The organism is Pseudomonas sp. AL03 (assembly GCF_029960815.1).
Lineage (GTDB): Bacteria > Pseudomonadota > Gammaproteobacteria > Pseudomonadales > Pseudomonadaceae > Aquipseudomonas.
On record NZ_JASBRE010000010.1, the window covers coordinates 106,253 to 127,895 of the forward strand.

At 58.7% G+C, this 21,643-nt stretch carries 21 protein-coding genes; 15 read left to right on the plus strand and 6 right to left on the minus strand.

Annotated elements, in window-relative coordinates:
- Positions 1-6 precede the first annotated feature (6 nt).
- The 6 genes from lpdA to QK293_RS12335 all read left to right on the plus strand — a co-directional run bounded on the left by lpdA (position 7) and on the right by QK293_RS12335 (position 6,727).
- Positions 7-1,443: a dihydrolipoyl dehydrogenase gene (lpdA, locus tag QK293_RS12310; RefSeq protein WP_282377554.1), complete on the plus strand. Its 1,437-nt coding sequence runs from the start codon at positions 7-9 to the stop codon at positions 1,441-1,443.
- A 199-nt stretch (positions 1,444-1,642) separates the two neighbouring features.
- On the plus strand, positions 1,643-2,809 hold the full coding sequence (gene sucC, locus QK293_RS12315) for an ADP-forming succinate--CoA ligase subunit beta (RefSeq protein ID WP_008148602.1): 1,167 nt from the start codon (positions 1,643-1,645) through the stop codon (positions 2,807-2,809).
- Positions 2,809-3,690 carry a succinate--CoA ligase subunit alpha gene (gene sucD / locus QK293_RS12320; RefSeq protein WP_003210566.1) on the plus strand — a complete coding sequence of 294 codons (882 nt, stop codon included), beginning with the start codon at positions 2,809-2,811 and terminating at the stop codon, positions 3,688-3,690. The genes sucC and sucD overlap by 1 nt, the downstream gene beginning before the upstream one ends.
- Positions 3,691-4,012: 322 nt before the next feature.
- The gene (gene brnQ, locus QK293_RS12325) at positions 4,013-5,326 is read left to right on the plus strand and encodes a branched-chain amino acid transport system II carrier protein (RefSeq protein ID WP_282377555.1); all 1,314 of its coding nucleotides are present in this window, start codon (positions 4,013-4,015) and stop codon (positions 5,324-5,326) included.
- A 262-nt stretch (positions 5,327-5,588) separates the two neighbouring features.
- Complete coding sequence (locus QK293_RS12330) at positions 5,589-6,326, plus strand: DUF599 family protein (RefSeq protein ID WP_282377556.1); 738 nt, start codon at positions 5,589-5,591, stop codon at positions 6,324-6,326.
- Positions 6,326-6,727, plus strand: coding sequence for an MAPEG family protein (locus QK293_RS12335; RefSeq protein WP_282377557.1), 402 nt, complete (start codon positions 6,326-6,328; stop codon positions 6,725-6,727). Before QK293_RS12330 ends, QK293_RS12335 begins: the two co-directional genes overlap by 1 nt.
- A gap of 77 nt (positions 6,728-6,804) precedes the next feature.
- Here the strand turns inward: QK293_RS12335 and QK293_RS12340 are convergent, their stop codons facing one another.
- Positions 6,805-7,038, minus strand: a complete 234-nt coding sequence (locus tag QK293_RS12340; protein ID WP_109635983.1) for a hypothetical protein — start codon at positions 7,036-7,038, stop codon at positions 6,805-6,807.
- Between the two features lie 158 nt (positions 7,039-7,196).
- Here QK293_RS12340 and QK293_RS12345 point away from each other — a divergent pair, with 158 nt between their 5' ends.
- The 4 genes from QK293_RS12345 to QK293_RS12360 all read left to right on the plus strand — a co-directional run bounded on the left by QK293_RS12345 (position 7,197) and on the right by QK293_RS12360 (position 10,904).
- Complete coding sequence (locus QK293_RS12345) at positions 7,197-7,673, plus strand: PaaI family thioesterase (protein WP_282377558.1); 477 nt, start codon at positions 7,197-7,199, stop codon at positions 7,671-7,673.
- Entirely contained in the window at positions 7,670-8,122 is a 453-nt protein-coding gene (locus QK293_RS12350) for a PaaI family thioesterase (RefSeq protein ID WP_282377559.1), read from the plus strand. Before QK293_RS12345 ends, QK293_RS12350 begins: the two co-directional genes overlap by 4 nt.
- A gap of 81 nt (positions 8,123-8,203) precedes the next feature.
- Positions 8,204-10,108, plus strand: a complete 1,905-nt coding sequence (htpG, locus tag QK293_RS12355) for a molecular chaperone HtpG (protein ID WP_282377560.1) — start codon at positions 8,204-8,206, stop codon at positions 10,106-10,108.
- 67 nt (positions 10,109-10,175) lie between these two features.
- Positions 10,176-10,904 carry a dienelactone hydrolase family protein gene (locus QK293_RS12360; protein WP_282377561.1) on the plus strand — a complete coding sequence of 243 codons (729 nt, stop codon included), beginning with the start codon at positions 10,176-10,178 and terminating at the stop codon, positions 10,902-10,904.
- Positions 10,905-11,032: 128 nt separating this feature from the next.
- Here the strand turns inward: QK293_RS12360 and QK293_RS12365 are convergent, their stop codons facing one another.
- Together QK293_RS12365 and QK293_RS12370 are read right to left on the minus strand one after the other, a co-directional pair.
- Positions 11,033-11,920 carry a pirin family protein gene (locus tag QK293_RS12365; RefSeq protein WP_282377562.1) on the minus strand — a complete coding sequence of 296 codons (888 nt, stop codon included), beginning with the start codon at positions 11,918-11,920 and terminating at the stop codon, positions 11,033-11,035.
- Between the two features lie 61 nt (positions 11,921-11,981).
- The gene (locus QK293_RS12370) at positions 11,982-12,398 is read right to left on the minus strand and encodes an OsmC family protein (RefSeq protein ID WP_282377563.1); all 417 of its coding nucleotides are present in this window, start codon (positions 12,396-12,398) and stop codon (positions 11,982-11,984) included.
- Between the two features lie 276 nt (positions 12,399-12,674).
- Here QK293_RS12370 and QK293_RS12375 point away from each other — a divergent pair, with 276 nt between their 5' ends.
- The gene (locus tag QK293_RS12375; RefSeq protein ID WP_282377564.1) at positions 12,675-14,051 is read left to right on the plus strand and encodes a cystathionine beta-synthase; all 1,377 of its coding nucleotides are present in this window, start codon (positions 12,675-12,677) and stop codon (positions 14,049-14,051) included.
- Positions 14,048-15,226 carry a cystathionine gamma-synthase gene (locus tag QK293_RS12380; RefSeq protein WP_282377565.1) on the plus strand — a complete coding sequence of 393 codons (1,179 nt, stop codon included), beginning with the start codon at positions 14,048-14,050 and terminating at the stop codon, positions 15,224-15,226. Before QK293_RS12375 ends, QK293_RS12380 begins: the two co-directional genes overlap by 4 nt.
- Positions 15,227-15,290: 64 nt before the next feature.
- Here QK293_RS12380 and QK293_RS12385 read toward each other — a convergent pair whose 3' ends face one another.
- The 3 genes from QK293_RS12385 to purM are packed head-to-tail and all read right to left on the minus strand — an operon-like array spanning position 15,291 to position 17,733.
- Complete coding sequence (locus QK293_RS12385; RefSeq protein ID WP_282377566.1) at positions 15,291-16,004, minus strand: DUF3108 domain-containing protein; 714 nt, start codon at positions 16,002-16,004, stop codon at positions 15,291-15,293.
- Between the two features lie 8 nt (positions 16,005-16,012).
- Complete coding sequence (purN, locus tag QK293_RS12390) at positions 16,013-16,663, minus strand: phosphoribosylglycinamide formyltransferase (protein WP_282377567.1); 651 nt, start codon at positions 16,661-16,663, stop codon at positions 16,013-16,015.
- A gap of 11 nt (positions 16,664-16,674) precedes the next feature.
- On the minus strand, positions 16,675-17,733 hold the full coding sequence (purM, locus tag QK293_RS12395) for a phosphoribosylformylglycinamidine cyclo-ligase (protein ID WP_282377568.1): 1,059 nt from the start codon (positions 17,731-17,733) through the stop codon (positions 16,675-16,677).
- 382 nt (positions 17,734-18,115) lie between these two features.
- Between purM and QK293_RS12400 the strand changes: the two genes are divergently transcribed.
- The 3 genes from QK293_RS12400 (at position 18,116) to hda (ending at position 21,469) form a co-directional block, all read left to right on the plus strand.
- Positions 18,116-19,174 (plus strand): DUF2066 domain-containing protein, encoded by a 1,059-nt coding sequence (locus QK293_RS12400; protein WP_282377569.1) that lies wholly within the window; start codon positions 18,116-18,118, stop codon positions 19,172-19,174.
- 39 nt (positions 19,175-19,213) lie between these two features.
- Entirely contained in the window at positions 19,214-20,287 is a 1,074-nt protein-coding gene (locus QK293_RS12405; protein WP_282377570.1) for an AI-2E family transporter, read from the plus strand.
- 477 nt (positions 20,288-20,764) lie between these two features.
- Positions 20,765-21,469, plus strand: coding sequence for a DnaA regulatory inactivator Hda (gene hda / locus QK293_RS12410; protein ID WP_008148645.1), 705 nt, complete (start codon positions 20,765-20,767; stop codon positions 21,467-21,469).
- Positions 21,470-21,643: the final 174 nt, after the last annotated feature.

A 21,643-nucleotide genomic window follows, 5' to 3' on the forward strand; every position in this document is an offset into this window, starting at 1 on the left:
TGACACATGACTCAGAAATTCGACGTGGTAGTGATTGGCGCGGGCCCTGGCGGCTACGTGGCTGCCATTAAAGCAGCGCAACTGGGCCTCTCCACTGCCTGCATCGAGAAATACACCGACAAGGAAGGCAAGCTGGCCCTCGGCGGTACTTGCCTGAACGTCGGCTGCATTCCGTCCAAGGCGCTGCTGGACAGCTCCTGGAAATACAAGGAAGCCAAAGAAGGCTTCGCGATCCACGGTATCAACCACGCTGGCGTGACCATGGACGTGGCTGCAATGGTTGGCCGTAAAGCCAACATCGTCAAAGGCCTGACCTCTGGCGTTGCAACCCTGTTCAAGGCTAACGGCGTTACTTCCCTGCAAGGCCACGGCAAACTGCTGGCCGGCAAGAAAGTTGAACTGACCAAGCCAGACGGCACCGTCGAAATCATCGAGGCCGAGAACGTGATCCTGGCTTCGGGCTCGCGTCCGATCGACATTCCACCGGCTCCGGTTGACCAGAACGTGATCGTCGATTCGACTGGCGCGCTGGAATTCCAATCGGTGCCTAAGCGTCTGGGCGTGATCGGCGCTGGCGTCATCGGTCTGGAACTGGGTTCGGTCTGGTCCCGTCTGGGTTCCGAAGTGGTTGTTCTGGAAGCACTGGAAAAGTTCTTGCCTGCTGCTGACGACGCCGTTTCCAAAGAAGCCTACAAAACCCTGACCAAACAAGGTCTGAACATCAAGCTGGGCGCTCGCGTCACCGGTTCCAAAGTGAACGGCGACGAAGTCGTTGTGAACTACACCGATGCCAATGGCGAACAGAACATCACCTTTGACAAGCTGATCGTTGCCGTTGGTCGCCGTCCGGTGACCACCGAGCTGCTGGCAGCTGACAGCGGTGTGACGATCGACGAACGTGGTTTCGTTTTCGTTGACGACCAGTGCGCGACCAGTGTACCGGGCGTTTTCGCGATCGGTGACGTGGTTCGCGGCATGATGCTGGCGCACAAGGCGTCCGAGGAAGGCATCATGGTTGTAGAGCGCATCAAGGGCCACAAAGCCCAGATCAACTATGACCTGATCCCGTCTGTTATTTATACTCACCCGGAAATCGCGTGGGTCGGTAAAACCGAGCAAACCTTGAAAGCTGAAGGCGTTGAAGTTAACGTCGGCACTTTCCCGTTTGCAGCCAGTGGCCGTGCCATGGCAGCCAACGACACCGGCGGTTTCGTGAAAGTCATTGCTGATGCCAAGACTGACCGCGTATTGGGCGTCCACGTGATTGGCCCGAGCGCTGCAGAACTGGTTCAGCAGGGCGCGATCGGTATGGAATTCGGCACCAGTGCCGAAGACCTGGGCATGATGGTTTTCTCCCATCCGACCCTGTCCGAAGCCTTGCACGAAGCCGCTCTGGCAGTGAATGGCGGCGCCATTCACATCGCCAACCGCAAGAAGCGTTAAGACAAGACAATAAGAAACCACGGCGGAAGGCCCGTCGTGAGACTTGCGTGCAAGACTCACCGCGGAATGTCCGCCGGACGCAGTCTTGCGTAGTTTCACCGGTTATCCGGAACACCTACGCAAGCAGCAGTCACAGGTGGTGCGGCACTGAACAAGTGCAGCACCGAATGCGCAGTACCTAACGAAGACGGTAATAAGCATGAATCTTCACGAGTATCAGGGTAAGCAGCTGTTCGCCGAATACGGCCTGCCAGTTTCCCAGGGTTTCGCCGTAGACACCCCGGAAGCAGCAGCAGAAGCGTGCGACAAGATCGGCGGGACCGAATGGGTTGTCAAAGCCCAGGTTCACGCAGGTGGTCGCGGTAAAGCGGGCGGCGTTAAGCTGGTTCGCAGCAAAGAAGACGCCAAAGCATTCGCTCAACAGTGGTTGGGCAAGCGTTTGGTGACTTACCAGACTGATGCCAATGGTCAGCCAGTCACCAAGATCCTGGTTGAATCGTGCACTGATATCGCTAAAGAGCTGTACCTGGGCGCTGTCGTTGACCGTTCGAGCCGTCGTATCGTGTTCATGGCTTCCACCGAAGGTGGCGTGGACATCGAGAAAATCGCTCACGACACCCCTGAGAAAATCCTCAAGGCCACTATCGATCCACTGGTTGGCGCTCAGCCATTCCAGGGTCGCGAGCTGGCATTCCAGCTGGGTCTGGAAGGCAAGCAAGTTGCTCAGTTCGCCAAGATCTTCGTAGGTCTGGCCAAACTGTTCAAGGATCACGACCTGGCTCTGCTGGAAGTGAACCCGCTGGTGATCAAGGCTGACGGCGATCTGCATTGCCTCGACGCCAAGATCAACATCGACGCCAACGCCATGTACCGTCAGCCTAAGCTGAAGACTTTCCACGATCCGTCACAAGACGATCCGCGCGAAGCGCACGCTGCCAAGTTCGAACTGAACTATGTAGCGCTGGAAGGCAACATCGGTTGCATGGTCAACGGTGCTGGCCTGGCCATGGGTACCATGGACATCGTCAACCTGCATGGCGGCAAACCAGCCAACTTCCTCGACGTGGGCGGCGGTGCTACCAAAGAACGCGTGACCGAAGCGTTCAAGATCATCCTGTCCGACACTAACGTCGCTGCAGTATTGGTCAACATCTTCGGCGGCATCGTTCGTTGCGACATGATTGCCGAAGGCATCATCGGCGCTGTGAAAGAAGTCGGCGTGAAAATCCCGGTTGTTGTTCGCCTTGAAGGCAACAACGCTGAGCTGGGCGCTAAAGTACTGGCAGAAAGCGGTTTGAACATCATCGCTGCTACCAGCCTGACCGACGCTGCTCAACAAGTTGTCAAAGCTGCGGAGGGCAAATAATGAGCGTCCTGATCAATAAAGACACCAAAGTTATCTGCCAGGGTATTACCGGTTCGCAAGGTAGTTTCCACACCCAGCAAGCCATCGAATACGGCACCAAGATGGTGGGTGGCGTTACTCCTGGTAAAGGCGGCACCGAGCACCTGGGTCTGCCAGTGTTCAACACCGTGAAAGACGCTGTAGCTGCCACTGGCGCCACTGCCAGCGTGATCTACGTTCCAGCTCCTTTCTGCAAAGACTCCATCCTGGAAGCAGCGTTCGGCGGCATCAAGCTGATCGTTTGCATCACTGAAGGCATTCCTACCCTGGATATGCTGGATGCCAAGGTCAAGTGCGACGAGCTGGGCGTGGTCCTGATCGGTCCTAACTGCCCAGGCGTGATCACTCCAGGCGAATGCAAGATCGGCATCATGCCAGGTCACATTCACTTGCCAGGTAAAGTCGGTATCGTTTCCCGTTCCGGCACCCTGACCTACGAAGCTGTGAAGCAGACGACTGACGCCGGTTTCGGTCAGTCGACTTGCGTCGGCATCGGTGGTGACCCGATCCCGGGTTCGAACTTCATCGACATCCTGAAGCTGTTCCAGGAAGACCCGAAGACCGAAGCGATCGTGATGATCGGTGAGATCGGCGGTTCGGCTGAAGAAGAAGCGGCTGCCTACATCAAGGCACACGTGACCAAGCCGGTTGTGTCCTACATCGCTGGTGTGACTGCCCCAGCGGGCAAGCGCATGGGCCATGCTGGCGCAATCATCTCTGGCGGCAAAGGCACTGCAGACGAGAAGTTTGCTGCCCTGGAAGACGCAGGCGTTAAAACCGTGCGTTCGCTGGCAGACATCGGCAAGGCTTTGTCCGAGCTGACCGGTTGGGCAGTCAAGTAAGCCTCGCGCTTAACTGACGCTTCACCAGACAAAGGCCACCTTCGGGTGGCCTTTGTCGTTTCCGGGTGATCGTTCCCACGCAGAGTGGTCTGCACCCATTACACGCAAAAACGCGACACAGAAATGTCGTGTATCGGATAGTTCGCACCCTAACAGTGCGTTTGTCGGGCAAATTCGTTAGGCTAGCAGCCATTTTTGCGCCCGCGACCCACAAGGTTGCTGCGCGCTAAACGGGTCAGTCCTATACGGACCGACAGCATTTCCCTCACCCATAAGGGAAATCCCTCTCTAAATTCCGATTCAGTAGTGTGGTATTTCCTTAATGAAAGTGTTGAAAGGCCAGGACATCCTGGCACTTGGTTTTATGACGTTTGCCCTGTTCGTCGGGGCTGGCAACATCATCTTCCCGCCTATCGTCGGTCTGCAGTCCGGTCCAAATGTCTGGATGGCGGCGCTGGGCTTTCTGATCACCGCGGTCGGCTTGCCAGTGATCACCGTGATCGCCCTGGCCAAGGTCGGTGGCGCCATGGATGCCTTGAGCAGCCCGATCGGTAAAGTCGCCGGTGGCCTGCTGGCGGCTGCGTGCTACCTCGCTGTCGGCCCGCTGTTCGCGACACCGCGCACCGCCTCCGTGTCGTTCGAAGTGGGCCTGGCGCCGCTGACCGGCGAGAGCCCGCTGGCGTTGTTCCTCTACAGTTCGGTGTACTTCCTACTGGTGTTCTTCATCTCGCTCTATCCGGGCCGACTGCTGGATACCGTAGGGCGTTTCCTCGCGCCGCTGAAGATCATCGCCCTGGCCGCTCTCGGCATCGCAGCGTTTGCATTGCCGGCCGGTGATGTCGGCGTAGCCACCCCGGAATACGTGGCGGCACCGTTCTCCCAAGGCTTCATCAATGGTTACCTGACCATGGATACCCTGGGCGCACTGGTATTTGGCATTGTCATCGTCAACGCGATTCGTTCCCGTGGCGTCGAGTCGCCGGTGTTGATTACCCGTTACGCGATCATTGCCGGACTGATTGCCGGCGTGGGTCTGGCGCTGGTTTACATCAGCCTGTTCCGTCTCGGTTCGGGCAGCCATGAAGTGGCTGCGGGCGCTACCAACGGCGCGGCGGTGTTGCACGCTTACGTGCAACACACCTTCGGCTCTCTGGGCAGCGGTTTTCTGGCGGTGCTGATCTCCCTGGCCTGTCTGGTGACGGCGGTGGGTCTGACCTGCGCCTGCGCCGAATACTTCAGCCGTGTGCTGCCGCTGTCCTACAAGACACTGGTCATCATCCTGGCCGTGTTCTCGCTGCTGGTGTCCAACCTGGGCCTCACCAAGCTGATTGCGTTCTCGATCCCGGTGCTGACCGCGATCTACCCGCCGTGCATTGCCCTGGTAGCCCTGAGCTTCTGCAAGGACTTCTGGCATGAGCAGGGCCGCATCGTCGGTCCGGTGATGCTGGTGTCGTTCATCTTCGGCCTGATCGACGCCCTCAAGGGCGCGGGCCTGGCGGACTGGATGCCGACTCAGATGTCCCACCTGCCGCTGAGCGAGCAAGGCCTGGCCTGGCTGGTGCCGTCGGTCATGACCCTGGTCGTCGCGGTGGTCTGCGATCGTCTGCTGGGCAAGCGCGAAGAAGCACTGGCTTAATCCGCTTCATGGCCCGCCACAAGCCGGCCATGAACACACATGGAAATGCCCCGTATCAATCGATACGGGGCATTTTTTATGCGCGTGATGCAGTGTCTTTTTTTGTCAGCTAACGTCGAAGCACTGCAAATCCCATGTGGGAGCGAGCCTGCTCGTGATATAGGTTTTACATTCAACAGAAATGTTGGCTGATCCACCGCTTTCGCGAGCAGGCTCGCTCCCACAAGTTTCGGTGTTAAGTATCTACATCACAAGGACCTGCATGTCGTTCATCCACGCCAATATGATCCATATCCTCGCCGCGCTCTGGTTCGTCATCTGCTGGGGCGGCTACACCCGTTATGCGTCGTGGAAGGGCCGCGACACTGCGTGTCTGGCCAGTGTGCTGCACCTTTATCGCGAAGACTGGATGCGCCGCATGCTGTTGCGCGACAACCGCATCGCTGATGCCAGCGTGGTCGGTAACCTGGAACGCAACGCCTCATTCTTCGCCTCCAGCACACTGATTATCCTGGCCGGCATTCTCACGGTGCTCGGCGCCTCGGAAAGGGCCGTGTCGTTGTTGGCGGATATCCCGATGGTGCAGCAGGCCTCCCAGGGGATGTCGGAGATCAAGTTGCTGTGCCTGGCGCTGGTGTTTGTCTATGCGTTCTTCACGTTCAGTTGGTGCATGCGCCAGTACAACTTTGCGGCCATTCTGATTGGCTCGGCGCCGATGGTCGGTGAGCGTCACGTTTCCGAGCAGGAGCGCAAAGCCTTTGCTGCCCGTGCGGCGCGCGTCATCTCCATGGCCGCCAACCAGTTCAACTTCGGCCTGCGCGCGTACTACTTCGGCATGACCATGCTGGCCTGGTTCGTCAGCCCCTGGTTGTTCATGTTGATGAGCGCTGGCGTCGTGTTGGTGTTGTATCGCCGGGAGTTTCATTCCGACGTTCTCGACGTGATGGTCTATACACCTACAGAGGCGCCATTGCCCGAAGCGAACAAAGAGGCCGCTTGATGAGTATTCCATTCTGGTGTGTGTTTATCAGTGCCTTGCTGATTTTCGTGGCAAAGATTCCCGTGGCCAAAGCGATGAACGAGCAGGGCGGTTACGACAACCATCTGCCGCGTCAGCAACAGGCGCAACTGACAGGCTTTGGTGCCCGTGCGTTGGCGGCTCATCAAAACTGTTTTGAGGCGTTCATTTTGTTCGCGGTGGGGGTGTTGATGGCTCACACCACGCAGACGGCGGGGTGGTTGATCGACTTGTTGGCAATCGTCTTCGTCATTACGCGAATCATTTATTTACTGTGCTATTGGGTTGATCTGGCCTGGCAACGGAGCTTGGTGTGGTTCGTTGGACTAGTGTGCTCGTTGTTGTTAATGATTAGTCCGACTTTTAGAACTATTTTGCTGTAATGCCTGCAGTGCAAAAAAACAGCAGGCAAAAGAAAACCCGCACTTGGCGGGTTTTCTTTTTCACGCTAAAAACTGTTTTAATTTTTAGGTGCTTCTTTTGCTGCCGCTGCATCCGATTCAGCCTGAGCTTTGGCGGCTTCGGCGTTTTCTTTCGCAGCGTCGTTCACTTTATCCTGAGCTTTGTTCATGTCTTGCTGAGCTTGCTCAGCATGTTGGTTGGCATCTTGAGCTTTGTCCTCGGATTTTTTATCGCAGGCAGCGAGACCGAGGGAAGCGGTCAACATCAAGGCAATAGCTAAAGTCTTACGCATGGGGTGTTTCTCCTTATGGAAAATATATCTACTGACCTTTCGAGCGTAGTCCGCAGCGTTAAGTTCCTCAATTTATACAGATATATATGATTATTCTGACGGGAACTTTTACTAAAGCGCCAGTGCGTTGCCAGAACACTAAAAAGAGTGGGATAAAAATGACCGAAAACCCCGTTTTTGAGCGCGCGACGCGATTTCTATCGGCGCTGCGACATTGTCAGGTACTTGGGCTGCGGGTTCACAGCGCCAGCAGCGAAGGGCTAACCGTCATCCTGCCGTACAGTCCTCAAATTGTTGGCAACCCGCAAACCGGGGTGATCCATGGCGGAGCGCTGACCTCGCTGATGGACACTGCCTGTGGCATGTCGACCCTCTGCGTGCTACCCGAATTTGAGGTCTGCCCGACCCTCGATCTGCGCATCGACTACATGCACGCCGCTGAACCACACAAAGATGTCTACGGTTTTGCTCAGTGCTACCGGGTGACCACGGATGTGATCTTTGCTCGCGGTTTCGCCTATCAAGACGATCCCGAGCAACCCATCGCCCATGTGGTGGGTACCTTCATGCGCATGGGTAAAGCCATCAAAGGCACCAAAGGTTTTGGCGGCGCCATCGCCAGAGGTGAGAAATGACCGACGCCTTCAAGGAACAACTTCAGAAGGCACATGAGCAAGGCGACTACGCCTCGCTGCTGCACCTGATTCCTTACGCCAAACTGATCGGCGTTGAATGTTCGCGGGTGGGGGATGATCTGCTGTTTCGCTTGCCGGCCAACAAGGACAACATTGGTAACCCTTTACTGCCGGCGATTCATGGCGGCGTGATCGCCGGGTTCATGGAACTGTCCGCAGCGTTGCACCTGCTGATTTTCACCGGTTCGCCAGGCGTGCCGAAGATCATCGACTTCTCCCTCGACTACCTGCGTGCGGGGCAGTTTCGCGACACTTGGGCTCGATGCCAGGTTTGCCGTCAGGGTCGCCGGGTGGCCAACGTCGCGATTACGGCCTGGCAAAGTACCGAAGCCGAACCGATTGCCACGGCCCGCGCTCATTTCAAAATCGAAGAGCCCTTGAAATCCTGAACTCAGCCCCAAACTCTGATGACAACCCGCCGTCGACCCTGAAGGTTGCGGCCACTGCCATCTGATTGGAGTTTGATGACCATGAGTGTGGAAACTCAAAAGGAAACCCTGGGCTTCCAGACCGAGGTGAAGCAGCTGCTGCACCTCATGATCCATTCGCTGTATTCCAACAAGGAAATTTTCCTTCGCGAATTGATCTCGAACGCCTCTGACGCTGTCGACAAATTACGTTTCGAAGCCCTGTCCAAGCCTGAATTGCTGGAAGGTGGCGCCGAGCTGAAAATCCGTGTGAGCTTCGACAAGGACGCTAAAACCGTCACCCTCGAAGACAACGGCATCGGCATGAGCCGAGAAGAGGCGATCACCCACCTGGGGACCATCGCCAAATCCGGCACTGCCGATTTCATGAAACATCTCTCCGGCGATCAGAAAAAAGACTCGCACCTGATCGGTCAATTCGGTGTGGGTTTCTACTCTGCATTCATCGTCGCCGACAAAGTTGACGTGTTCAGCCGTCGTGCCGGCGATGCTGCCAGCGAAGGCGTGCACTGGTCGTCCAAGGGTGAAGGCGATTTTGAGGTCGCCACTGTTGAGAAAGCCGAGCGCGGCACCCGCATCGTCCTGCACCTGAAGTCCGGTGAAGACGAATTCGCCGATGGCTGGCGTCTGCGCAACATCATCAAGAAGTACTCCGACCACATCGCTCTGCCGATCGAGTTGCCGAAAGAAGTGGCAGCCGTCGAAGGCGAAGAGCAACCGGCCGTTGAATGGGAAACCGTCAACCGCGCCAGCGCCCTCTGGACCCGTCCGCGTACCGAGGTCAAGGACGAGGAATACCAGGAGTTCTACAAACACGTCGCTCACGACTTCGAGAACCCGCTGAGCTGGAGCCACAACAAGGTCGAAGGCAAGCTCGAATACAGCTCGCTGCTCTACGTGCCGGCCCGTGCTCCGTTCGATCTGTACCAGCGTGAGGCGCCCAAAGGCCTGAAGCTGTATGTGCAGCGCGTGTTCGTGATGGATCAGGCCGAGTCGTTCCTGCCGCTGTACCTGCGCTTCATCAAAGGCGTGGTCGATTCCAACGACCTGTCTCTGAACGTGTCGCGGGAAATCCTGCAGAAAGACCCGATCATCGATTCCATGAAGTCGGCGCTGACCAAGCGCGTTCTCGACATGCTGGAAAAGCTGGCGAAGAACGAGCCTGAGCAATACAAAAGCTTCTGGAAAAACTTTGGCCAGGTCATGAAAGAAGGCCCGGCAGAAGACTTCGCCAACAAAGAAAAAATCGCTGGCCTGCTGCGTTTCGCATCGACCAACGGTGATGAAGGCGAGCAAGTGGTGGGTCTGGCCGAATACCTGGCTCGCGCCAAGGAAGGTCAGGACAAGATCTACTACCTGACCGGCGAAACCTACGCGCAAGTCAAAAACAGCCCGCACCTGGAAGTCTTCCGCAAGAAAGGCATCGAAGTGCTGCTGCTGACCGACCGCATCGACGAGTGGCTGATGAGCTACCTCAGCGACTTCGACGGCAAGAGCTTTGTCGACGTGGCTCGCGGTGACCTGGACTTGGGCAATCTGGACTCGGAAGAGGACAAGAAAGCGGCGCAAGAAGTTGCCAAGTCCAAAGAAGGTCTGGTTGAGCGTCTGAAAACTGCACTGGGCGACTCCGTTGCTGAAGTGCGGGTTTCGCACCGTCTGACCGATTCCCCGGCGATTCTGGCCATCGGTGAGCAGGACCTGGGCATGCAGATGCGTCAGATCCTGGAAGCCAGCGGTCAGAAGGTTCCGGAATCGAAGCCGATCTTCGAATTCAACCCGGCTCACCCGCTGATCGAGAAGCTCGACAATGAGCAGAGCGACGAGCGCTTCGGCGATCTGTCGCACATTCTCTTCGATCAGGCGGCCCTGGCAGCCGGTGACAGCTTGAAAGACCCGGCTGCGTACGTGCGCCGGCTCAACAAGCTGTTGGTTGAACTGTCGGTTTAACTGCGTTGTACAAAAACCCGCTTCGGCGGGTTTTTTTTATTCTGGTGTCTTTTGCTGGGAGTGAGTCATGAGCCAAATGACTGTTCGTTCCGTCGCTTATCAGATGGATGGCCAGTCGTATGAAGGCCGTCTCGCCTTCGACGCTGACCATAAAGGCCCGCGCCCGGGGTTGTTAATGGCGCCGAACTGGATGGGTGTCAGCGCCGGTGCCGAGGAGATCGCCAAGTCCGTGGCGTCCAAGGGTTATGTGGTGCTGATCGCGGACCTCTACGGCCAGTCGGTCCGTCCGCAGAACGGCGACGAGGCGGGTGCAGCAATGATGCCGCTCAAGCATGACCGCCCGTTGTTGCGTAAACGCATGCAAGCGGCGTTCGATCAGTTGCAAATCCAGGACGAAGCGGCGGTCGATGCCTCGAAACTGGCAACCTTTGGTTTCTGCTTCGGCGGTTGTTGCGCCCTGGATCTGGCGCGCACCGGCGCGCCAGTGAAAGCCGCGGTGTCGTTCCACGGAACGCTGGATTCGCCGACCCCGGCTGATGCCAAAAACATCGAAGGCTCGGTGTTGGTGCTGCACGGTGCATCCGACCCATTGGTGCCGAAAGAGCAACTGCCGGCGTTTGAAGAGGAAATGAATGCGGCGGGCGTGGATTGGCAACTGCTGAACTACGGCGGTGCGGTGCATTCCTTCACCGATCCGCATGCCAATGTGCCGGGCATGATGATGTATGACGCGAAGACGGCGGAGCGTGCGTTTACGTCGATGCATAATTTGCTGGATGAAGTGTTCAAGGGCTGATAGCTGCTTACGTGATCGTTCCCACGCTCCGCGTGGGAATGCCTCTAGGGACGCTCCGCGTCCAGTGACGCGGAGCGTCACGGGCTGCATTCCCACGCGGAGCGTGGGAACGATCAGTTAACGATCAGTTACAGGGGAGTCGGCTGGCTTCGATGTTTCGGCAGTTCTATCCGCTCGGTTTCCCCCGGCACCGTCGGCCAATCCCCGGCCGCCCAACGCCGACGAGCCTCATCGATCAACGCCGGATCACTCGCCACAAAATTCCAGTTGATCCGCCGTGGCCCATCCAGCGGCGCCCCACCAAACAGCACGGCATGACAGTCGCTCTCGGCGAACAGCGTCATCTCTTCCCCGACCGGCAACACCACCAGCGAATGCGGTTCTATCAGCTCGCCCTCCAGTTGCACCTCGCCGTCCAGCACGTACAACGCCCGCTCTACATGCTCGGTAGGAATCAGCAGCGTCGTCGCCGTTTGCAGGTTCAATTCGGCATACAGCGTCGGAGAAAGCACCGGGACCGGTGATTCCAGGCAAAAGCCTGACCCGGCAATCATCCGGATCTTCACCCCAAGGTTATGGCTGACCGGCAGCGTGGCCGCCGGATGGTGACTGTAGTGTCCGGGACCGTGCTCTTTATCTTTCGGTGAGGCCAGCCAAATCTGTAAACCATGCATCGTGAAGCCCTTGTCCTTCAACGCCTCAGGCGTGCGCTCGACGTGGGCAATCGCGCTGCCTGCAGTCATCCAGCTGACATCACCGGCGTCCACCACTTGATCGGAGCCGAGGCTGTCCTTGTGCTGGATTTGCCCTTCGAACAAGTAGGTGAGGGTGGACAGACCAATGTGCGGATGCTGTCGGATGTTCATGCCTTTACCCGCCGGATAACGGGTTTGCAGCATGTGGTCAAAAAACACGAAAGGCCCGACGCTGCGGCATTTGGCTGACGGCAGCGGGCGAAGAATCGGTTGGCCTTCGACATCTTCGGTGCGGGGGCGGATCACGAGCGCAGTGTTCATGGTGCATTCCAGGCTAAGCGGGTGACGCGTGGAGCATAACCCGCCGGCACAGCCCTTGCCGCTATTGACTGAAAGCGCCTTCGGACAGATGGGTTTCGATGCTGATCTCGGTGGTGGTCATCAGCTTGTGGACCGGGCAACGGTCGGCCACGCGGTGCAGCTCATCGCGCTGGGCGTCGGTGAGCACACCCTTGAGTGTCAGTTTGACGTGCAGGGCATATTTACCCTTCTGCTCTTCGCTGTTGTCACGTTTGACTTCGACCGTGACACCGGTCAGCGGGATGTCTTTCTTCTTCGCGTACATCTTCAGGGTCACGGCCTTGCAGGCACCCAACGCTGCGTCGAAGTAATCGTGTGGCTCGGGCGCCGAGCCTTCGCCGCCGGCGGATGTCGGTACGTCGGCAAAGAATTCGTGGTCATCGATCTGGACGCTGTGACGAAAACCTTCGGCGGAGACGGTGTTGACGGTGACAGTCATGGGAAACCTCGTAGGCAACAGGAAAAGTCATTCGATCAAAAAAGACCTTGAAGTTATAGAGCATTCCTACTGATGCAGGTTCCACTTTCTTACAGACTGAACCCGGTTGCGGCTGTGGGCTTTGTCGTTTCGGCGACACGACCGGCTGGCTGTGCAAGTTGCGGGTGGCGCCATCCCGGCCTATGGTCCAAGCGAGACTTTGCCTGTGACTGGCGCGCGATCATTCGCCGCCGGTTGCTGTCCATCCAGTGCTAATTTGCGTAGCGAGGTGACGACATGCCCACTGACTCCCGTCCCGCCGTACTCGAACTGATTGGCAATACGCCGCTGGTGCGCGTCAGCCGTTTCGATACTGGCCCGTGCACGCTGTTCCTCAAGCTCGAATCGCAGAACCCCGGCGGTTCGATCAAGGATCGCATCGGCCTGGCGATGATTGACGCCGCCGAGCGCGATGGCCGCCTGCGACCCGGTGGCACCATCGTCGAGGCCACCGCCGGCAACACCGGCCTCGGCCTGGCGCTGGTCGGCCGTGCCAAGGGTTACCGGGTGGTGTTGGTGGTGCCGGACAAGATGTCCACCGAGAAGGTCCTGCACCTCAAGGCGATGGGCGCCGAGGTGCACATCACTCGCTCCGACGTCGGCAAGGGGCATCCCGATTATTACCAGGACGTTGCTGCGCGGCTGGCGCAGGACATTCCCGATGCCTTCTTCGCCGATCAGTTCAACAACCCGGCCAACCCGCTGGCCCACGAATGCAGCACTGCGCCGGAGATCTGGGCGCAGACTCAGCATGATCTGGACGCCATCGTCGTCGGCGTCGGATCGGCCGGCACGCTGACCGGATTGACCCGCTTCTTTCGCCGCGTGCAACCGAACCTGGCCATGGTGCTCGCCGATCCGGTCGGCTCGGTGATGGCCGAATACAGCCGCAGCGGCACCCTCGGCACACCCGGTTCGTGGGCGGTGGAGGGCATCGGCGAGGACTTCATTCCGTCGATTGCCGACCTGTCCAGCGTGCGCCACGCCTATTCGATCAGCGACGAGGAAAGCTTCGATCATGCCCGCCAACTGCTGCGTGCGGAAGGCATTCTCGGCGGTTCCTCGACCGGCACTTTACTGGCGGCAGCATTGCGCTACTGCCGCGAGCAAACCGAGCCGAAGCGGGTCGTCAGCTTCGTCTGCGACACCGGCACCCGCTACTTGTCGAAGGTCTACAACGACCAGTGGATGAACGATCAGGGCCTGCTGCAGTACAAACATTACGGTGATCTGCGCGACCTGATCTCACGGCGCTTCGAGGATGGCCGGGTGATCAGCGTAGGCCCGGACGATACGCTGCTCACCGCTTTCCAGCGCATGCGCCTGGCTGATGTCTCGCAACTGCCGGTACTGGAGGGCGGACAGCGGTTGGTCGGTGTGATCGACGAGTCCGATATTCTGCTTGGCATGCAAGAAGATGCCTCGCACTTTCGCACGAGTGTGTCCAGCGCGATGACCGATAAGCTTCAAACCCTGCCTCCCGGCGCCAGTCTGGCTGAGCTGCGGGCGGAGCTCGACCGTGGGCTGGTGGCGATCATCGCCGACGCCTCGGGCTTCCACGGCTTGATTACTCGAGTCGACATGCTCATTCACTTACGGAGATCCCTTGCATGAGTCAATACGATGAAACCGCTGTGCCACGTGCCTTCGCCACCCGTGTGATCCATGCCGGGCAGACGCCCGACCCTTCAACCGGGGCGCTGATGCCGCCGATTTACGCCAACTCCACCTATTTGCAGCAGAGCCCCGGCGTGCACAAGGGCTTCGATTACGGGCGCTCGCACAACCCGACGCGCTTTGCGCTGGAGCGTTGCGTCGCGGACCTCGAAAGCGGCACCCAGGCCTTCGCGTTCGCCTCCGGGCTGGCGGCGATCTCCACGGTGCTCGAGCTGCTCGACGCGGGCTCGCACATCGTCTCCGGCAATGATTTGTACGGCGGCACCTTTCGACTGTTCGACAAGGTGCGCAAACGCAGCGCCGGGCATCGCTTCAGCTTTGTCGATCTGACTGACCTGGCGGGATTCGAAGCCTCACTGCAGCCCGACACGAAGATGGTTTGGGTCGAGACGCCAAGCAATCCCTTGCTGAGCCTGACGGACCTCGCCGCTGTCGCGCGCCTCTGTCGCGAGCGAGGCATCATCTGTGTGGCCGACAACACGTTTGCCAGCCCCTGGATACAGCGCCCGCTGGAGCTTGGCTTCGACATCGTGCTGCACTCGACCACCAAGTACCTGAACGGCCACTCCGATGTGATCGGCGGTATCGCGGTCGTCGGCAAAAACGCAGACCTGGCGGAGCGTCTGGGCTTCCTGCAGAACTCAGTAGGCGCTATCGCCGGGCCGTTCGACGCGTTCCTCACCCTGCGCGGCGTGAAGACCCTGGCGCTGCGCATGGAGCGCCACTGCAATAACGCGCTGGATCTGGCGCAATGGCTGGAGCGTCAGCCGCAGGTGGCGCGCGTCTATTATCCGGGCCTGCCGTCGCACCCACAGCACGAACTGGCGCAGCGGCAGATGCGCGGTTTCGGCGGGATGATTTCCCTCGATCTGAACAGCGACCTGGCGGGCGCCACGCGTTTCCTCGAGAGTGTAAGGATCTTCGCCCTGGCCGAAAGCCTGGGTGGGGTGGAAAGCCTGATCGAGCACCCGGCGATCATGACCCACGCCAGCATCCCCGCAGACACTCGCGCGCAGCTCGGCATTGGCGATGCGCTGGTGCGTTTGTCAGTGGGGGTCGAGGACGTCGAAGACCTGCGCGCCGATTTGGCCCAGGCGCTGGCGCGGATTTGAATGACAGCGGGCATAAAAAAATCCGGAATCCTCATCGGATTCCGGATTTTCGTGTCGCTCCGGATTAGCTGCCTTTGACAGCCTTGCCGTTGACCGTACCGTCCAGGAGCATGATGTTGTACTCCTTGCCGTCGGTTTCAACCTGTTGCAGACGAACCAGCAGGTAATCCCAGTCCTTGGCGAACCACAGAACGGTGATGCGCTTGCTTTGTGTCGGGTCGCGCACGCGCTCGACTTTGATCGCTTCGATCTGGCCAGCCTTGGTGTCGACTTTTTCCGAACCCAGCACGCGGAAGTCATAGGTATCGACTTCGCCATCGTCGACGACCTGATAGCTCATGCTTTTCTTGCCGGCGGCCACGTCGTGCTGCAGGGCCAACTGATAAGTGGATTTGTCGACCATGCCTCGGTTGAGCGGGATCTTGACCGCATCACCGCGATCGGTGCCGGTGACCATTTTGTTGGTCCAGTCGAAATCCAGGTCAGCTTTCTTGGCTTTGCCCAGACCGCCACGTTCGAAGTGGTAGGACTGCGGCAGCAGCGTGTCCTTGTCCAGGGTCAGAATGCTTTCTTCGGTCAGGCTGGCGATCATCATTGAGGCCTTGAAGCTAAGCTTCCAGGCGCCATTGGCTTGCTTGGTCAGGCTGCGTTCAGCGGTGCCACTCATGGGCAACTGCTTCCAGTCAGCGGTGTAGCTGGCGGAGAAAGGTTGAAGTTCTGCCGCCTGCGCAAAAGGCAGTGCGAGCAGAGCGCAAGCGAAGAGCAGGGCGCGACGCATAAAATCTCCTAGGTTCGAATCAAGTGGCCGCTGGCCGCGAGTAACTTTCCATCCAGTAAAGCACCTTGCTCGCCGAGTGATAAACGACCTTCGGCAAACCAGCGTACGGCCAGCGGGTAGATCAGGTGTTCCTGAGCGTGGACCCGCTGCGCCAGACTCTGCGGCGAATCGTGCAACTCTACCGGTATTACTGCCTGTACGACCAGTGGTCCGCCATCGAGTTCCTCGGTGACGAAGTGCACGGAGCAGCCGTGGTCCGTGTCGCCGGCTTCCAGCGCGCGCTGATGAGTGTGTAACCCTTTGTATTTGGGTAGCAGCGAGGGATGGATGTTGAGCAGGCGACCTTGGTAGTGGCGCACGAAATCAGCGCTGAGAATGCGCATGAAGCCGGCCAATACCACGAGTTTGGGGTTGAAAGCGTCGATCAATTCGATCATCGCGGCATCGAAGGCCTCGCGGCCTTCGAAAGCCTTGTGATCCAGGGTGCGGGTGTCGATACCCGCGTCCCTGGCGCGTTGCAGGCCGTAGGCGTCGGCGCGGTTGGAAATCACCGCAGCGATGCGGGCCGGGCTGTCACCGGTCCGCGTGCTGTCGATCAAGGCCTGCAAGTTACTGCCGGTGCCGGACAACAGCACCACCACATCACAGGTCTGGGACATCCGCTCTTGCATCAGTGTGCCTTGAGGTTCTTCAGTTCAACCTGAGCCGCGCCTTCGGCAGCGGTGGAAATCTGACCGATGACCCAAGGCTGCTCGCCGGCTTCACGCAGGACGTTCAGGGCAGTTTCAACGTGCTCTTGAGCGACGCAGATGACCATGCCGACGCCGCAGTTCAGCACGCGGTGCATTTCGTTTTCGTCAACGTTGCCTTTCTCTTGCAGCCAGTCGAACACGGCAGGACGGGTCCAGCTCGCGACGTCAACCACGGCTTGAGCGCCTTTTGGCAGAACGCGCGGGATGTTGTCCAGCAGGCCACCACCGGTGATGTGGGCCATGGCTTTGACGGCGCCGGTTTCCTTGATCAGCTTGAGCAGCGGCTTCACGTAGATACGGGTCGGGGCCATCAGCAGATCGGTCAGTGGTTGGCCGTCGAGCTGGATGTTTTCGATGTCGGCACCGGACACTTCGATGATTTTGCGGATCAGCGAGTAGCCGTTGGAGTGCGGGCCCGAAGACGGCAGGGCGAGCAGGGCATCGCCGGCAGCGACTTTCGAACCGTCGATGATTTCGGATTTTTCCACGACGCCGACGCAGAAGCCGGCCAGGTCGTAGTCTTCGCCTTCGTACATGCCCGGCATTTCAGCGGTTTCGCCGCCGACCAGGGAGCAACCGGACAGTTCGCAGCCAGCGCCAATGCCGGTCACGACCTGGGTCGCGGTTTCGACGTTGAGCTTGCCGGTAGCGTAGTAGTCGAGGAAGAACAGCGGCTCGGCGCCGCAGACCACCAGGTCGTTCACGCACATGGCAACCAGGTCGATGCCGATGGTGTCGTGCTTGTTCAGGTTCAGCGCCAGACGCAGCTTGGTGCCGACGCCGTCGGTGCCGGAAACCAGCACGGGCTGCTTGTAGCCGGCCGGGATTTCGCAGAGGGCGCCGAAACCGCCCAGGCCGCCCATGACTTCCGGGCGCGCAGTACGCTTGGCGACGCTCTTGATGCGTTCGACCAATGCTTCACCGGCGTCGATGTCTACACCGGCGTCCTTGTAGCTCAGGGAGGGTTGCTTGCTCATGATCCATGCCTTTAGGGGGGATTCAGGGGTAACGACCGAGTCCAGTGGGACCACCGAAACTGACGAATGCGATTGCCATTCGCGAATTTCAGGGTGCCCGGCTGTTGCCGGTCTGCGAAGGCGCGCGATTTTATCAGGCTTGAGGGGCAGCGGCCATCCTCACGCCGACGGCAGGGGCATATCGGCTTAAAAAAACCTCTATTGCCCGTGTTGGTCACCTCCTTCATGGCTGTATAAGGTATCGCTATTAACCGTCTATCGTTATGACAGTGCAAAAACTTACCGGGGTCGGGTGAATGTTTTGCTTGGGGGCGTGGTCACAGCCTTGCTCAATCTGGTTCACGCGGCCTGTTCCAGCCGCTCTTGTCGTCAGGAATCCTCCATGCGTTTTTTTTCTGAATATTTGTTTGCGGGCTGTTTGTCTTTGGTCAGCCTGGCGAGTCATGCCGAGACCGTCAAAAATCTGTATCAGGTGCGTCAGCCTGTCAGTAGTCAAAGCCCAGAGGTGCGCGATCAGGCGACCCAGCAAGCGTTGGATACGTTGGTGTTGCGTCTGACCGGTGATCCCAAGGCTGCGCAAAGCCCGGGGTTGGCGGCACTGCGCAAGGACCCGCAGCAGATCATCAGTCAGTACGGCTTTGACGCTGGTCCACCGGAAGTGCTGAAGGTCGATTTCGACCCGGCCAGCACCGAGCAAGCGTTGCGCCGTGCCGGGCTGTCTCTGTGGGGGGCGAACCGGCCATCGATCCTCAGCTGGTGGTTGAACGATTCCGCTGAGGGTTCGAGTCTGGTGGGCGATGGCCAGGCCAGCGCTGCACCGCTGCGTCGAGCGGCGCAACACCGTGGTCTGCCGCTGCGCCTGCCGCTGGCCGATCTGAATGAACAAATTGTCGCCACTGCACCGAATCTGGAAGGTGCGGACGCGACGCCACTGCGCGGGGCATCGGAGCGTTACAACGCTGACGCGTTGCTCGCGGTACATGCCCGTGAAGAGGGCGGCCAGTGGCAGGCCAAGTGGCAGTTGTGGCTGGGCGACAAGAAGGAGGCGGGCAGTGTTCAGGGCGCGGATCAGGCTGCTGTGGCTGATGCGGTGATGCTGGCGGTCAGTCAACGGCTGGCGCCTCGGTTTGTGGTTAAGCCAGGTGCTTCGGGCGAACAATTGCTCGAAGTGCAGGGCATGAATCTGGAGCGTTACGCGGCGCTTGGGCGCTTGCTGGAGCCGTTTGGTGCGCGTCTGCAAAGTGTCGACGGCGACCGGATTCTCTATCGGGTCAATGGCAGCGCCGAACAGTTGAAGGCGCAATTGTCACTGGCGAAGTTGCAGGAGGTTCCGGCCGGTGAAGCGCCGGCGCCAGCCGCACCGGTTCAGCCGGCCGAGGGTTCGGCGCCAGTAGTAGCGCCCACTCCGGCACCTGTGCCGCAGTTGCGATTCCGTTGGTAACGGTTTTCTTTCTTTATATAGATGCATAGGGAGTTGTACATGGCCGATACGCGGCGTTGGTTCTGGTTGGGCGGGATAATCCTGCTCTGCGCGTTTGTCTGGCTGTTGCATCCGATCCTGACGCCGTTCCTGGTGGCGCTGCTGTTGGCTTATCTGTTCGATCCATTGGTGGATCGGCTGGAGAAGGCCGGGCTGTCTCGCACCTGGGGCGTGGTAGCGGTGTTTGCGCTGATTACCTTGATCTTCACGACGTTGCTGCTGGTGTTGGTGCCGATGCTCGCCAAGCAGCTGTTTCGCTTGTACGAACTGGCGCCGCAGATGCTCGATTGGTTGCAGAACACCGCGCTGCCGTGGGCGCAATCGAAGTTCGGGTTGTCGGATGGCTTCTGGAAATTCGACAAGCTCAAGGCTGCGATCAGCGAGCACATGGGCCAGACCACCGACATTGTCGGTGTGGTGCTGAGTCAGGCAACGGCTTCCGGCCTTGTATTGATTGGCTTGCTGGCGAATCTGGTGCTGATCCCGGTGGTGGCCTTCTATCTTCTGCGGGACTGGGACCTGATGATGGCCAAGGTCCGCAGCCTGCTGCCCCGTGATCGCGAAGAGCGCGTTGTGATCCTGGCGGGTGAATGCCATGAAGTGCTGGGTGCGTTCGTGCGCGGTCAGTTGCTGGTGATGGTGGCGTTGGGCGTCATCTACGCGGCGGGCCTGATGCTGGTGGGGCTGGAATTGGGGCTGTTGATCGGGTTGATTGCCGGTCTGGCGGCAATCGTGCCGTACATGGGGTTTGTCATCGGAATTGGCGCGGCCTTGATAGCCGGGTTGTTCCAGTTCGGTGGGGATCTGTATCCCATGATCGGTATCGTCGCGGTGTTCATGGTCGGGCAGGCGTTGGAAGGCATGGTGCTGACGCCATTACTGGTGGGAGACCGGATTGGTCTGCACCCGGTGGCGGTGATCTTTGCGATTCTGGCAGGGGGTGAGCTGTTCGGTTTTACCGGTGTGCTGCTGGCGCTGCCGGTGGCGGCGGTGATCATGGTGTTGGTGCGCCACGTGCATGATTTGTATAAAGATTCTGGTATGTACAGCGGTGTTGATGAGCCCGAGCTTTAAGGGTAATGCTGTTCTTAAGCTCGATGTTTCCAGGCACACACATGCGTAGCGAGGGGGCGGTGGATCAAGCGCAAAAGCGAGGCGGCCGACCTGGCTTTTGTTGATCGTGTACATATCCGTTGCTGCGGTCACGACCGCCTATGGTTCCGCTTTTCCAAGTGACCCGCTGTAAAAGCGGAACCATAAGCCGCCGTGACCGCAGAAACGGATATGTACCCCAACCTTAAGTGAACAGCATAAGCTTTAAGGGGCTCTGATCACCCGTCGCGGCCAGCCTGGTTCATCGCCAGGTTGACCCGAATCCCTCGCGCGGCTGTCACATGCGCCGGCAAAGAAACTGTCATAAAACCAGTGTGTTAACGCAAACCTTTGATTTTGCTTGTGGTCTGTCGCATTGTGCGGCCAGCTTCACGGGTATAAACTTCGCAAACTTTACACAGAGGCCACTAACGGTTCCTTTGGAACTGTTCAGTCAGCATGAAACCGATTCAGCTGCCCCTAGGTGTGCGTCTGCGTGATGACGCTACCTTTATCAATTACTATCCAGGCGCCAATGCCGCTGCACTTGGCTATGTCGAGCGGCTATGCGAAGCCGACGCCGGCTGGACCGAAAGCCTGATTTATCTCTGGGGCAAGGACGGGGTAGGGCGTACGCACTTGTTGCAGGCGGCCTGCCTGCGCTTCGAACAACTGGGGGAGCCGGCGGTGTATTTGCCGTTGGCCGAGCTGCTTGATCGTGGCATTGCCATCCTCGACAACCTCGAACAGTACGAGCTGGTCTGCCTGGATGATTTGCAGGCGGTAGCCGGTCGAGCGGATTGGGAGGAGGCGCTGTTCCATCTGTTCAATCGTCTGCGTGACAGCGGTCGACGCCTGCTGATCGCCGCTTCGACATCCCCGCGCGAACTGCCGGTGAAGCTGGCGGACCTCAAATCCCGTCTGACGTTGGCGTTGATCTTTCAAATGCGTCCGCTCTCCGACGAAGACAAATTGCGTGCCTTGCAACTGCGCGCATCGCGTCGCGGTCTGCATTTGACCGATGAAGTCGGGCATTTCATTTTGACCCGCGGTACCCGCAGCATGAGCGCGCTTTTCGAGCTGCTTGAACGCCTCGATCAGGCCTCCCTTCAAGCTCAGCGCAAGCTGACGATCCCCTTTCTGAAAGAAACGTTAGGCTGGTAAAACCCAAGCCTGTCGCGGGTTGCGGCATATTTCAGGCGTCAAGAATTCCGCATTCCTACAGGGTTGCAGGCTGCGCGAACGTCTAAAACGGGCTTAAGCGCTTAGATGTAAACGAGAAACCGATAAGTCACATCAAGATCGATTGAATTTGCAAATGAGATTGATAGTGGGCAT